Annotated in this window: 11 protein-coding genes and 1 pseudogene; 9 read left to right on the top strand and 3 right to left on the bottom strand. The window is 71.2% G+C overall.

Annotation, left to right across the window (positions count from 1 at the left end; genetic code table 11):
- Positions 1-267 precede the first annotated feature (267 nt).
- The 6 genes from V1460_RS32170 (at position 268) to V1460_RS32145 (ending at position 7,200) form a co-directional block, all read left to right on the top strand.
- A complete protein-coding gene (locus tag V1460_RS32170; protein ID WP_338678296.1) occupies positions 268-1,356 on the top strand; it encodes a GNAT family N-acetyltransferase in 1,089 nt (362 codons plus the stop codon).
- A gap of 18 nt (positions 1,357-1,374) precedes the next feature.
- Positions 1,375-2,688, top strand: coding sequence for a glycosyltransferase (locus V1460_RS32165; protein ID WP_338677112.1), 1,314 nt, complete (start codon positions 1,375-1,377; stop codon positions 2,686-2,688).
- Between the two features lie 95 nt (positions 2,689-2,783).
- On the top strand, positions 2,784-3,560 hold the full coding sequence (locus tag V1460_RS32160) for a polysaccharide deacetylase family protein (protein ID WP_338678295.1): 777 nt from the start codon (positions 2,784-2,786) through the stop codon (positions 3,558-3,560).
- A gap of 154 nt (positions 3,561-3,714) precedes the next feature.
- Positions 3,715-5,586 (top strand): hypothetical protein, encoded by a 1,872-nt coding sequence (locus tag V1460_RS32155; protein WP_338677111.1) that lies wholly within the window; start codon positions 3,715-3,717, stop codon positions 5,584-5,586.
- A 19-nt stretch (positions 5,587-5,605) separates the two neighbouring features.
- Positions 5,606-6,049 carry a hypothetical protein gene (locus tag V1460_RS32150; RefSeq protein WP_338677110.1) on the top strand — a complete coding sequence of 148 codons (444 nt, stop codon included), beginning with the start codon at positions 5,606-5,608 and terminating at the stop codon, positions 6,047-6,049.
- Entirely contained in the window at positions 6,046-7,200 is a 1,155-nt protein-coding gene (locus tag V1460_RS32145; protein WP_338677109.1) for a glycosyl hydrolase, read from the top strand. The genes V1460_RS32150 and V1460_RS32145 overlap by 4 nt, the downstream gene beginning before the upstream one ends.
- A 70-nt stretch (positions 7,201-7,270) precedes the next feature.
- Here V1460_RS32145 and V1460_RS32140 read toward each other — a convergent pair.
- The 3 genes and pseudogenes from V1460_RS32140 to V1460_RS32130 form a co-directional block, all read right to left on the bottom strand.
- Positions 7,271-8,593: pseudogene (locus V1460_RS32140) on the bottom strand (lipopolysaccharide biosynthesis protein); the annotation flags it as partial.
- Entirely contained in the window at positions 8,586-9,788 is a 1,203-nt protein-coding gene (locus tag V1460_RS32135) for a DegT/DnrJ/EryC1/StrS family aminotransferase (RefSeq protein ID WP_338678294.1), read from the bottom strand. The gene V1460_RS32135 and the pseudogene V1460_RS32140, both read right to left, overlap by 8 nt.
- A 182-nt stretch (positions 9,789-9,970) precedes the next feature.
- Positions 9,971-10,930, bottom strand: a complete 960-nt coding sequence (locus V1460_RS32130; protein WP_407077563.1) for an RNA polymerase sigma factor SigF — start codon at positions 10,928-10,930, stop codon at positions 9,971-9,973.
- A 267-nt stretch (positions 10,931-11,197) separates the two neighbouring features.
- Here V1460_RS32130 and V1460_RS32125 point away from each other — a divergent pair, with 267 nt between their 5' ends.
- From V1460_RS32125 to V1460_RS32115, 3 genes are all read left to right on the top strand, one after another.
- Positions 11,198-11,566: an STAS domain-containing protein gene (locus V1460_RS32125; RefSeq protein ID WP_338677107.1), complete on the top strand. Its 369-nt coding sequence runs from the start codon at positions 11,198-11,200 to the stop codon at positions 11,564-11,566.
- Between the two features lie 149 nt (positions 11,567-11,715).
- Positions 11,716-12,228 (top strand): ATP-binding protein, encoded by a 513-nt coding sequence (locus V1460_RS32120; RefSeq protein WP_338677106.1) that lies wholly within the window; start codon positions 11,716-11,718, stop codon positions 12,226-12,228.
- Between the two features lie 238 nt (positions 12,229-12,466).
- Entirely contained in the window at positions 12,467-13,159 is a 693-nt protein-coding gene (locus V1460_RS32115) for a peptidase (RefSeq protein ID WP_338677105.1), read from the top strand.
- Positions 13,160-13,163: the final 4 nt, after the last annotated feature.

The following is a 13,163-nucleotide window of genomic DNA, read 5'->3' as shown; positions in this document are numbered from 1 at the left end:
GTGCTCGTGGTCCCGTGCGCTCCTGCCCTGTGCGACACTCGGCCAGGCGATTATCGAACGTGCGTGCGTATGCCGGGCCCTGGACCGGGAAGGACCCACTCCCCGCTGCTCCACGCGAGTCGCTGAACGGCTCATTCGTACCTCTGGTCACGGGTTGACCGTCTCACCCTGTCCCGGGACGTTTTCGGCCGGTACCGTCCTGTCCGGGGAAGCTCAGGGGGAGATCCGGGAGAGTTCCGGGTGAGCCGGGGGGTCGAGTTGAGCGGTCTGCGCATACATGTCGTCAAGCCGGGGGAACTGACCGAATCCGAGTGCGAGTCCTGGCGCGAGCTGCGGGCCAAGTCCGATGCTCCCGCCAACCCGTTCATGGAGCCCGAGTTCACCCTTGCCGTCGCGGCAGTGCGGCCCGGTGCGCGGGTCGCGGTGATCGAGGACGCCGGGGACCAGGCCGGGTTCTTCCCCTACGAGAAAGGCCCCTTGGGACAGGGCCGGGCCGTCGGCCTCGGGGTGTCCGACTGCCAGGGAGCCGTGCTGCGGCCCGGACTGCGGATGTCGGCGCGGGAACTGCTGCGCGGCTGCTCCCTGGCCACCTGGGAGTACGACAACCTGGAGTCCGGGCAGGCGCTGTTCCTTACGGGCGGCGCCGAGGAGTTCGCCTCTCCGGTGATCGACATCGGCGCGGGGTACGCCGCCTACGAGGAGCATCTGCGGCGCCACGCCCCCAAGTTCCACCGGACCACGGCCGCGAAGGAGCGAAGGCTCGCCCGGCAGACGGAGACGGACCGCGGCGCGGTGCGGTTCGTCTTCGACGAGCGGGATCCCGCCGCACTGCGCACCCTCATGGAGTGGAAGTCGGCTCAGTACCGAAGGACAGGCCGCCGCGACCGCTTCGCCCAGGACTGGATCAGCACCCTCGTGCGGAGGCTGCACGGAACCCGCGCACCCGGCTGCTCCGGCGTGCTGTCCGTGCTGTACACGGCGGACCGGCCGATCGCCGCGCATTTCGGGTTGCGCTCGCGCACCGTGCTGTCCTGCTGGTTTCCCGCCTATGACACCGAATTCGCCAAGTACTCGCCAGGTCTTGTCCTGCACCTCAGGATGGCGGAGGCGGCGGCGGCTGACGGCATCGGGCTGCTCGATCTGGGCCGGGGCGCGGCCGAGTACAAGGACTCGCTCAAGACCGGTGAACTACGCGTCCACGAGGGCTCGGCGACCCGCCCGGGGGCTCGGGCGGCGTTGCACCGGCTGAGCCGGGAGCCCGCGCGCCGCGCCCACAGCTACGTACGCAACCGGCCACGGCTCGCCCGGCACGCCCAGCGGACGCTCAGGCTGCTCGGACGGCTGCGGGGCCAGTGAGCACGGAGGGGGAAGCACATGTACCAGGTCGCCGAACTCGACCTCGATCTCGACGGCGCCGAACCCGAGCTGCGACCGGCCCCGGGGGCGCCGCCCATCGTGCCCGGCGAGGTGTTCGTGCTCGTACGGCTGCATGGACGGCCCGCCGCAGGCTTCACCGGGACCGTGCCCGACGGTGCCGACCCGGCCACCGTACTCGCCGAACAGGCCGTGGCAGTCGTCGAGCGGGCCCGGCAGCGGCTGGGCGCGGCGGCGTCCGCACGGCCGGTGAGCAGCGGACTGCCGCCGGCCACCGTGGTCGTCGCCACCCGCGAGCGCCCCGACCGGCTCACCGCGGCCCTCGACTCGCTGCTCGCCCAGGACCACCCCGACTTCGAGATCGTCGTCGTCGACAACGCGCCCGTCACCGACACCACCCGCGAGCTCATCACCTACAAGTACGTCGACCGGGTCCGTTACGCGTACGAGCCCGTCCCGGGTCTGGCCGCCGCGCACAACAGGGGCATCGCCACAGCGCACGGACCGGTGCTCGCGTTCACGGACGACGACGTGATCGCCGACCCGCACTGGCTCAGCGCGCTCAGCGCACCGTTCGCGCGCGATCCGCGCATCGGCTGTGTGACGGGGCTGATCCTGCCCGCGCGGCTCGGCACACCCGCGCAGATCCTGCTCGAAAGCCACGGCGGCTTCGCCAAGGGCTTCACCGCCCGCACCTGGGATCCGGCCCGTCCGCCCGCCGCCGCCGAGCCGCTCTTCCCGTTCACGGCCGGGCGCTTCGGATCGGGCGCCAACATGGCCTTCAGGACCCGTGCGCTGCGCGCCGTCGGCGGCTTCGACCCGGCCACCGGCACCGGAACCGCCGCACGCGGCGGGGACGACCTCTATGCCTTCGTGCGGATACTCGCCGCCGGGCACCGGCTGCACTACACCCCGGACGCGCTGGTCTGGCACCACCACCGTGAGACTCCGCAGGACCTGCGCGACCAGGCGTACGGCTACGGCGCCGGGCTCACGGCCTATCTCACCGCCCTCGTCGCCCGCCGCCCCGCGCTCGTGCCGGCGCTGCTGGCCCGGCTGCCGCGCGGTCTCGCCCACGCCCGCGCGATGACCGCCGAGCGGGGAGAGGGACAGGACGGGGTGCCGGGAGAGCACGGCGTCCAGCGGTACGCCTGGCCACGGGAGCTGTCCCGACTGGAGCGCCGGGGGATGTGGTACGGGCCCGTCGGGTACCTCAAGGCCCGGCGAAGGGTGCGGGGGATGCCGCTGCCCTGGAAGCCGGGGGAGAAGACCGGCGAGAAGCCCGCGGTGCGGCCTGGGGAGGCGGCGCGATGAGCGGCGGCGGCAGTGCAAGCGGCAGCAGCGGTAGCAGCGGTAGCGACCGGAGTGCCCGGGTGTCCGCCCGTACACCCGTGCCCGTCCGCATACCCGTGCTGCTCTACCACGCCGTGATGGACGACCCGCCCGGCTGGATCGCCGAGTTCAGCGTCACGCCGAGGGGCTTCTCCGCCCAGCTCGACGCCGTCCGGGCCAGTGGGCGTACCCCGGTGACCATCAGCGCTCTCACCGACCACCTACTCGGCCGTGGCGAACTCCCGCCCCGGCCCGTGCTGCTCACCTTCGACGACGGCTTCGCCGATCTGCCGGGGCCCACGGCTGAGGCGCTCGCGTCCCGCGGGCTGCCCGCCACCGCCTACCTCACCACCGGTGCCATCACCCCGGGACTGCGCAGCCTGCTGCCACCCGCGCCGATGATGACGCTGGCCCAGGCACCGCTGCTGGAGCGGTACGGCCTGGAGGTCGGCGCGCACACGGTCACCCACCCCCAGCTCGACACCCTCGGACCCCGGCGCCTGCGGCACGAACTACGGCACTCCAAAGCCGCGCTGGAGGACACCCTGGGCCACGAGGTGCGACACCTCGCCTATCCGCACGGCTACAACAGCCGTGCCGTACGCCGTGCCGCGCGTGCCGCCGGATACGAGTCGGCCGTCGCCGTACGCCATGCGCTCAGCTCGGATCGGGACGAGGCCTACCGCATCGCCCGGCTGATCGTGCGGCGCGGGCACAGTGTGGCCGACGTCGGGACATGGATGGCGGGCACGGGAGTGCGGGTCGCACCGTATCCGGACTCGCTGCCGACTATGGGGTGGCGGCTGTGGCGGCGCGCTCGGGCAGCGGTGAGAGGGCCGGAGTTCGCGGGATGAGCCGAACGAAACGTGACCTCTGTGATTGCGTGCCGGTTGCCCGTTCGTCTGCATTTCGGGTGAGAGGGGTTCAAATCCGCACCAGGTTCCTATAATTCGCTGAAGGGGCAGCGGCGTGACGAGCCGCGACCACATCCGTGGGGGGAGTCGCACCGTGCAGCAGCAACGCGTGCCCGCAACGGCGGTCACGGGCGGCCCTGAGTCGGCGCCGCCCCCCGCCCGACGCCGTCGAGGGCACCTCGCCCGACTGACCGGCCGCCCCCAGACGCTGTTCAGCCGGCTGCCGCTCCTGCTCGCGGCAGGCCTCTGGCTGTACGCCGTGCCCCGCACGGACTTCCGCGACATCGGCGACTTCGGGCTGCTGGACCGCTTCCCCCCGGCGTACTACGCCGCCCTCGCCGTGCTCACGGCAGGATTCCTGGTCACCCTGCGGCGCGCCGGGACCGCCCCGTGGTGGCCGGCCGCATACTGCCTCGCGATGCTCGTCGCGCTGAAGGCGCCGCCTGCGCTGCTCTATGACTCCGTGCGTTACGCCTGGGCGTCGAAACACGACGCCGTCATCACCCGGATCCTGGCCGAAGGCGCGGTCCATCCGACCGCCGAGCTCTCGGGCGGGATGTCCGCGTACGACCAGTGGCCCGGGTTCTTCGCGCTCAACGCGGCCCTGGTGCGTGCCTTCGGCGTGGACGCCGCCGCGGCGTACACCAACTGGGCGCCGGTCGCACTCGGTGCGCTCATGCTGCCGGTACTCGTGCTGGTCTACCGCACCTTCAGCGACGACTGGCGGTTGGTGTGGACGGCGGTGTGGATCTTCCAGCTCGCCAACTGGGTGGGACAGGACTACCTCTCCCCGCAGGGTTTCGCGTATCTGTTGTATCTGACCGTGCTGGCTCTCGTCGTGCGGCACTTCGTGAGGCCGGGCTCCGCCGGTCGGCTGCGCGAGCGCGGCGGACTCGACCCGGCCGCCGCCGCGGTGCCGCCACCCACCGGGACCCGGCAGCGGGCGGTCGCCGTCGCGATCGCCGCCCCGCTGATGGCCGCGATCAACGCCTCGCACCAGCTCACCCCGGTGATGCTGTGCGCGACCCTGGCCGCGCTGTGCCTCACCCGCCGCTACCGCAACTGGGGGTTGCTCACCGTCGCCGTGCTGATCATGGTGGTCTGGGACCTCACCATGGGGCGGACGCTGTTCCTGGACACGCTCGGCACGCTGCGCGAATCGGCGGGCGATCTGCTGTCCAACTCCCGTGCGGGATACGCGGGGGAGCCGACCGGTCCTGGACCCGAGCTGGTGGGCGCCGCCAATATCGCCATGGTGGGCTTGCTGGCCGTGCTCGCCGGTGCTGCGGTGCTGCTGCGCCGCCGGTTGACCCGGAGCGCGCTGCCGCTGCTGCTGGCCGCGGCGGCGCCGGTGCCGATGTTCGCGGTCAACGACTACGGCGGCGAAATGCTCTTCAGGGTGTATCTCTTCGGGCTTCCCGGCACCGCGTTCTTCGCCGCCGCCGCGCTCGTCCCGGCGGCGGCCGGCCGCCGCCGCGCCCTGACCGTGGCCCGGAGGATCGCGCTGCCCGCCCTGCCTGTGGTGCTCATCGCCCTGTCGGCCGGCTTCCTGCCCTCGTACTACGGCAAGGAAGGCATGCACTACGCGCCGCCCGCGGAGCTCGCCCTGACCCGACGGGCCTACGACCGCGCGCCGGAGGGAGCGCTGATCCTCGCCACGACCGGCTCGTTCCCCGGTGCGTACCACCGCTACGACCACTATGAGCGCTGGTTCTTCACCGAGCAGGACATCCCGGAGAATCTGCGGATGCTCAAGGACCCGGCGGGCTACCTGGCCCGTGGGATACCCGAGGGGCGGTCGGCGTACGTGATCCTCACACCGACCCAGGAGAAGGCCGTGACGGGTGAGGGATATCTGCCGCCCGGCGGGTTCACGGCGCTGAAGGCGGCGCTCACGGCGTCCCCGCTCTTCCGGATCGTGGAGGAGAGCGAGCACGGGCTCGTCCTCCGGTACAGCAGCCGGTGACCGTGACAGGGAGATCGTCATGCGGGTTATGCGGGTCATGCACACCATGAAGCCGGGACACATCGGGTTCAGAACCGCCCTGGCCGCATCCGGCTGGATCGCCCTCGGAGCGACCGCGCTGCCCGGCGGGTCCCCGCTGCGCTGGCTCCCGGTGCTCGCATTCACGGTCATGGGCCCGGGACTCGCCCTGCTGTACCCGCAGCCGGACGGTGGCGGACTGCGGCCGGGGGCCCGGCTTGAGGCGCTCGCGCTGGCCGCCCCGGTCAGCCTCTCGCTGGGTGCGCTCACGGCCACCTCGCTGCTGCTCGTCCAGGCCTTTTCGGCCACCGCATTCCTGGTGTCGCTCGCCTGCTTCGCCACGCTCGCCGCCGCCCTGCCGGGACTGCCGCTGCCCGCGGCCACCCGGGGAGCGGTCGAGCGGACCCGTCCCGCGTCGGACCCCGAGCCCGGGAGCGGCGGATGACGGGAACCCACCCCGCACACCCCAGGGGCACGAGGGCCACGCGGACGACGCGGAGTGCCTACGCCGTCGTCCTCGCCACCATCGGCGCACTGCTCGCCGGTCTCGGGGTGTGGATCGCCCATGGCGACGGAAGGGAGGACGATCCGGGCTCCCCGGGTGGCCATGCGCTGCCCGGCAACGCGGCATCCGGCGCGTTCCCCGATGGCTCCTGCGCGCCCACCGAGAAGCTGGAGCCGCGCTGCGGGGCTTGGTGGGGCGCCTACATCCCGTACGCGCCCAGCGGCTCCCTCACCGAGGCGGTGTACGCGTTCGAAGCGAAGATCGGCCGCAGGCTCGATCTCGTCTACAACTACCACGACATGTCCCGCACCCCGTTGGACGGCCGACTGCTCACCGCCGACGAACAGGAACTGGGCCGCGACCGGTTGCTGATGCTGGCCTGGGAGTCCACGGTCTGGACCGAGCCGCACCACGCCAACTGGACGGAGACCCAGCTGGGCTGGAAGAACATCGCATCGGGCGCGTACGACCGCGACATCATCGACCCCCAGGCGCGCCGCCTGAAGGCCTACGGGAAGCGCCTGTTCTTCTCCTTCGACCAGGAGGCCGACTTCCGCATCAAGGAGGGCGCGGGCAGCCCTGAGGAGTTCGTCGCCGCCTACCGCCACATCCACGACCGCTTCCGCCGGCTCGGCGTCGACAACGTGGTGTGGGTGTGGACCGTCTCCGGCTACCTCGGCAACGCCGAGCTGATGAAACGGCTGTACCCGGGTGATGACTACGTGGACTGGATCGGCATGGACCAGTACAACTACTACCTCTGCCACAGATCCCCGAACTGGCTGGACTTCGAACGCAGTCAGCGTCCTTCCTACGACTGGCTGCGTGCGCACATCTCCGACCGCAAGCCGCTGATGCTCGCGGAGTTCGCCACCGCGCCCGATCCGGTCCTGCCGCAGCGCCAGCGCGACTGGTACGCCCGTATCCCCCAGGTCGCTCCGAGCCTGCCCCGGGTGCGGGCGCTGGTGCACTGGAACCGCGCGGTGCCGGGAGCGGGTTGCGACCTCACGGTCGACAGCGGCCCCGGCCTGGACGGCTACCGGATCGCCGGGCGCGACCCCTACTTCAGACAGCCCGTCCCGACCCGCTGACGCCTTCCGTCCGCCGTCCGCCTGGACAGGAGGCACCGGTACGCCGACCCCCCGACCGCCAGCGCCACACACGCCGACGGGGTGGGCGGCCCGCCAGGGCGGCTCTGACGCCCGGCGCCGCGGCCAGGGCCACGGCTGTCATCGACAGCAGCACCGCGAGGCCCGCGCCCGAGATGCCCAGCGGTCCGAGCAGCACCGCCGTGCTGCCCAGCACCGACACGCACATCGCTCCCTGGAGCACCGCCAGGGCGCCCGTACGCCCCTGGACCCGCAGCACCCCTATGTAGAGCTCGACCACGACCCGCGGCAGCGCGGCTGCGGCCAATAGCCGCAGCACCAGGGTGCCGTGCTCGGCGTAGTCCGGGCCGAACGGTGCGAGGATCCGCGGGGCGAACACCACCAGGACCAGCACCACGGGCACCAGCAGCAGCGTCATTCTGCGCAGTGCCCCGCGTACGCCGTCGGCCAGGCCCTCCGGGCTGTGCGAGGCGTGCGCGGTCAGCGATGAGGCCATGTTGATGGCCATGAACTCCATGGTGCCGCCGACGGTGTAGGCGATGTAGAAGAAGCCGTTGTGCGCCGCGTCGAACCGCACGGCGACCATCACCGGTACGAGGTTGATCACCGCCAGCGAGAACAGCGCACCGACCGAGTCCCCGGCCAGGAACCGCCCGATGTCCCGCAGCCGAGGCGGCTCGCGGTCGTGGTCGGCAGCCGCCTGGCACGGAATGAGCCGGCCGAACACCAGCCAGCCCAGCGGCAGTACGGACAGCGCGATGGCCGCCGCCCAGGACACGAAGACCCCGAGCACCGGCAGGGCGGTGGCGAACGCGACGAGCAGCAGCAGCTTGCCGAGCGAGAACACGGCGTTGCCCACGGGCACCCAGACCGCCTTGCGCAGCCCGGTGAGCACCCCGTCCTGGAGGGTCAGCAGCGCCCAGGCCACACATGCGGCGGTGAAGACCAGCCCTGCGGCCGGACCGTGCAGGGGCGCATACGAGGGTCCCCACAGGTCGAGCGTGAGCAGGAAGCCCGCGCACACCAGGCACACCACGGCGGAACTGGCCGTGTACACACGCCAGACCAGTCCTGCGGTGGCCCGCCCGGCCCTCGGCACGTAGCGCACCACCGCGCCGATCATCGTGGTGGCGGTGACCGATGCGAGCAACCGCATGGCGGCGATCGCGGCGGAGCCCTGGCCGACCGCCTCCTCGGTGTAGTACCGCGCGGCCACCAGCCAGAAGCCGAGCCCGAGCGCGGCCGATACACCGGTCGACAACATCAGGGCATAGGCGTTGCGGAACAGGGAGTCCCCATCGCCCCGGGAGGTACCGGCTGCCTCTGGCGTCGCCGGTGCGCGTCCCCGTCCGCCCAGTCGTGCGGTGTCAGCCACCGGTCCCGTCCCGGTACGGGCCGACGAGTCCTGCGGCGGCCCCTTCGGCGGGACGGATGCCGTCCGTACGCAGCACCGCCAGCACCTGCTTCGCCTTCAGCGGGTCGGCCGGCAGGGCATGGCGGGCGAACCAGCGGGCGGGCGCGGGATCCGGGGACGGGTCCGTGAACAGGGCGGAGGCGTAGTCGTCGAGCGGCGGATCGTAGAGATAGCCGGTGGTGATCCGCCGGCGCGCCAACGCGGCGATCGCCGCGTCCCGGTCGGCGACCAGCAGTGGCACCCGGAACAGCGGTTGTACGAAGCCGGGTCCGCGGCTGCCGCCTGAGCCCGGACCGGGCGCTCCCCAGGGGCTGTCCAACAGTCGTCGCGTACCGTCGAGATGGGCCGCCAGACGTTCGTCGAGGCGGTCGAGCAGCCGGGCGGAACGCCGCAGTCTGGCCGCCCCGGGCGCCATCCGGTAGGTGTGCATGTCGACCCGCACCCAGGAGTGGAACAGCCCGAGGGCGGGCGCACCGGTCACCGCCCGTTCCAACTCGGCGGCCCGCAGCGGCATGCGTATCGCCTCGCGCTCTGCCAGCCCGAGCAGTCGCTGCACGGCCCGCGCGGCCCGCACCAGCCTCAGTCCGCGCACCGAAGCCTCGGCGTACGGCCGCAGGGCGTAGGCGAGTTCGGACAACGCACGCGAAGGCAGCAGCAGGTCGTCGCGTGCCTCTTCGAGCGCGGACCGTCGCGCAGGGTCGGCGACGGTCAGGAAGCCTCCGGCCTTGGCCCCCGCGTGCTTGGAGAGCGAGAACACCGACGCGTCCCCGTAGTCGCCGACCGGCCTCCCGTCCGGCAGCTGTGAACCGATGGCGTGCGCGGCGTCCTCGATCAGTGGGATGCCCAGCGTGTCGCAGCGGTCGCGCAGCGCGGGTGCGGGGTCGGGGTTGCCGTACAGATTGGTGGTGAGCACGGCGGAGAGGCTCCGCCATGATGCGTCCGGAACGGCTGCCGGGTCGATGGAGCCGTCCCGGGCGTTGAGCGGCGCCTGTACCGGCCGTAGTCCGGCCGCGAGCACCACGAAGAAGATCACGTCATCGTTGACGGGGGACATCAGCACCCGCCCGCCGGGTCTGCACCAGTGGCGCAGCGCCAGGTACAGGCCGAAGCGGCACGACGGCACATACAGGCACTCCCGGCCGGTGCGGTCGCGCATCCACGCGTCCAATGCCCCGTTGATCGCCATATGACCCCCCTGAACCCCGGGCTCAATGTGGCGCATTCCGGACCGCACCGTCAATAAGGCGGAAGGGCCCATCCCTTGACGGAATGGACCCTTCGGATGCCCTCGGAAGGGGCCGCTGCCGCGCTGCCGCGGCATGCCCTACGGGCGAGGCGTCACTCCTCGACCGTGAGGCCCTTTCTCAGCTTGTTCAGCGTGCGCGCGAGCAGCCGGGACACATGCATCTGCGAGATGCCCAGCTCGTCGCCGATCTCCGACTGGGTCATGCCCACCACGAAACGCAGCGAGAGGATCTTGCGGTCACGCGGCGACAGCGAGGCGATCAGCGGCTTGAGTGACTCGATGTACTCGATGCCCTCCAGGCTGCGGTCCTCGTAGCCGATCCGGTCGGCCAGCGCGCCCTCCGAGTCATCCTCGTCGGGCTGGGCGTCCAGCGAGCTCGCGGTGTACGCGTTGCTCGCGGCCATGCCCTCGACCACCTCGTCCCTGCTGATGCCGAGACGCTCGGCCAGCTCACCGACGGTCGGCGCGCGGTCGAACTTCTGGGCGAGCTCGTCGCCCGCCTTCGCGAGGTCGAGACGGAGTTCCTGGAGGCGGCGCGGTACGCGCACGGACCAGGAGGTGTCACGGAAGAAGCGCTTGATCTCGCCGACGATGGTCGGCATCGCGAAGGTGGGGAACTCGACACCGCGGCTGAGCTGGAAGCGGTCGATCGCCTTGATCAGGCCGATCGTGCCGACCTGGATGATGTCCTCCATCGGCTCGCTCCGGGAGCGGAACCGAGACGCGGCGAACTTGACGAGCGCCAGGTTCAGTTCGACGAGCGTGTTGCGCACGTATGCGTACTCGTGCGTGCCTTCCTCAAGCGCCTCGAGACGGGCGAAGAGGGTCTTGGACAGGGCCCGGGCGTCAACAGCGCCCACTTCCTCGAAGGGCGGGATGTCCGGGAGGTCGAGCAGCTCGTCGAGCTGCGCGGTGAGTCCGGTGTGCTCTGTGCGCTCGGCCTGCGTGGGGCTGGCGAGCGGGGTGGTGTCTTCGAGGCGATCGTGCGGACGTGTCGACGTCGCGTGCGGGGTCCGCGTTTCGTCGAGCCGGGGTGACATGGTCTCCTCCATCGTTCTCGGCACAAGGCTGCCGATGCCTGATTGCTGCGCTGCGGTTTGCGGCGCCTCCGAAGCCGTCTCGTGTCGGTGATGTCCCTACTAGGCCTACCCGGTTTTTACTCGACATGGCAAGTGTTGTATGTCATATAAGTCCCTTTTGTGGGGGAGTTGGGGGCTCGAATGAAGCCCGTCGGCCTCCGCTCGCCGCGTGGAAGGCGTAGTGTTCTGTGGGCGTCTAAGACGCCCAGTGCATCGGCGACATCGGCGAAGAGGGTGGGCATGGACCGCGGGACGGTCAGTAACGCCAATCCGGTCCGGCTTCGGGTGGAAGTCCGGACCGAAGGTCGGAGTGAGATCGTCACGCCGGCGGGTGAGCTTGATCACCACACGGCCGATCTGTTGCGTACGCCACTGGAGGACGCGGTGGAGCAGGGGCGTGCACGCCTGGTCGTGGACTGCTCACTCCTTGAGTTCTGTGACTCCACGGGCCTCAACGTGCTGCTCGGTGCGCGGCTGAAAGCCGAGGCCGCGGGGGGTGCGGTGCATCTGGCCGGTATGCGGCCGATCGTCGCCAGGGTGTTCGAGATCACGGGCGCGGAGGCCGTGTTCACGGTCCATGACTCCCTGGCCGCGGCCCTGGCGGACTGACCGCCGCATTCCGGTCCGGCTGATCGGGTGTTGTCCCGATTCGGCCGGGCAGAAGACCCCCCGCAGACCCGCGTGTCTCCTCCACACGCTCTGTACTGACGTAATCACTGAAGCAAAGCGAACTGGTGAATCGGTGAGGTGAAGCGCTGATGAGCACCACCCGGCAGCATCCGCCGGGCGACCGCGGCCCGGAACCGGACGGCGCTCCTGCCGACGCCTCCGTGGCCTCTGGGCCCGCCTCCGCCGTCCATGACGGCATGGTGCGCACACTCCTGCTCGGGAACGCCAGCGGCATCGTGCCGCTCGCCCGTGACTTCACGCGGCAGGCGCTGTACGACTGGGGCTGGCTGCCGGCCGCCTCCGCCGACCGCCGCGCCGCCGCGGAGGATGTGCTGCTCGTGGTCTCGGAGCTGGTGACCAACGCCTGTCTGCACGCCGAGGGCCCGGAGGAGCTCCGGGTGTCCTTCCAGGGGAAGGTGCTGCGCCTCGAGGTCGCCGACCGCGGCGCCGGTCACCCCGCACCCCGTACCCCGCACCGGTCCGGACGGCCCGGAGGGCACGGGATGTTCATCGTGCAGCGCCTCTGCCTGGACTGGGGTGTACGGCGGACCCCCGGTGCGCCGGGCAAGACCGTGTGGGCGGAGCTCGCCGCGCCTGCCTAGCGCGGCCCGGGCGGGGCCGGACGGCCGTGGCTCCTGCGGCGGCGACCCCGAATCGCGAGGTCCCCGTCACGGTGGCGCGTGTGGGCGTTGTCCGAGCCGTTTTCGAAGCTGTTGTGGAGCACGGCGATCCGTCGTGCTCTTTGTCTTCCCTCCATCAGGGCCCAGGCGTACCTTGAGCGCCCGATCTGATGTGCCGTCAGTAACTTCTGGCGGCGTTCCGGCCTTGAGGGGGCTCGAGGTGTCGTACCGGAAGCGGACAGCTCTCATGCTCGCAGCGGCTCTGGCGGGCTCGGTGGTCCTGACGGCCGCCTCCGCCGCCCATGCCGACGTCGTGGACGTGAACTACCAGTGCCAGACCCCGATAGGCCCCAAGGGAGCCGTGTCGCCGATCGACATCAAGGCCGTCGAGAAGGGCAGTGGCTACCGGCTCACCATGTCGTTCGAGAAGGGCGTCTCGTCCAGCCCGGTCGAGCTGGGCAAGGGCGCGATGAACCCGAGCGCGCAGATCAGGCTGGGCGGCGCCGACAGCGGGACGCTGACGGTGTCGGGCCCGGCCAACTCCGCGGCCATTCCGGCCAACACCCCCATCAAGATCAATGACTTGTCGGGGACGTACACCCCGAAGAAGACCGGTCAGGTCACCTTCACGGCTGGTGTGCTCACCATCAAGGCCCTGGGGACGACCACCACGTGCACGCCGCAGAACAGTCCGAAGCCGTCACTCACCCTCGACGTACAGGGGGCGAGCGGGGGCACGGACTCGGACTCGGGCACCTCGTCGGCTTCGGGAACGGCTTCGGGTGACGAACTGCCCAGGACGGGACCGATCGACTCGGCGCTCGCGCTCGGCACGCTCGGTGGGACCGTGCTGCTCGCCGGAGCCGCGGGAGTGCTCTGGCTCACCCGCCGCGGCACCCGGTCCACGAACTGATCCG

The organism is Streptomyces sp. SCSIO 30461 (assembly GCF_037023745.1).
GTDB lineage: Bacteria > Actinomycetota > Actinomycetes > Streptomycetales > Streptomycetaceae > Streptomyces.
The sequence above is the reverse complement of the archived record's forward strand: the minus strand, read 5'-3'. Positions and strand labels throughout refer to the sequence as shown.

Bases quoted from the DNA above. Each gene is read 5' to 3' on its own strand.
- V1460_RS32165 (WP_338677112.1), top strand. From the start codon at position 1,375: ATGTACCAGGTCGCCGAACTCGACCTCGATCTCGACGGCGCCGAACCC.
- V1460_RS32150 (WP_338677110.1), top strand. From the start codon at position 5,606: ATGCGGGTTATGCGGGTCATGCACACCATGAAGCCGGGACACATCGGG.
- V1460_RS32145 (WP_338677109.1), top strand. From the start codon at position 6,046: ATGACGGGAACCCACCCCGCACACCCCAGGGGCACGAGGGCCACGCGG.
- V1460_RS32135 (WP_338678294.1), bottom strand. From the start codon at position 9,788: ATGCGCGACCGCACCGGCCGGGAGTGCCTGTATGTGCCGTCGTGCCGC.
- V1460_RS32130 (WP_407077563.1), bottom strand. From the start codon at position 10,930: ATGGAGGAGACCATGTCACCCCGGCTCGACGAAACGCGGACCCCGCAC.
- V1460_RS32125 (WP_338677107.1), top strand. From the start codon at position 11,198: ATGGACCGCGGGACGGTCAGTAACGCCAATCCGGTCCGGCTTCGGGTG.
- V1460_RS32120 (WP_338677106.1), top strand. From the start codon at position 11,716: ATGAGCACCACCCGGCAGCATCCGCCGGGCGACCGCGGCCCGGAACCG.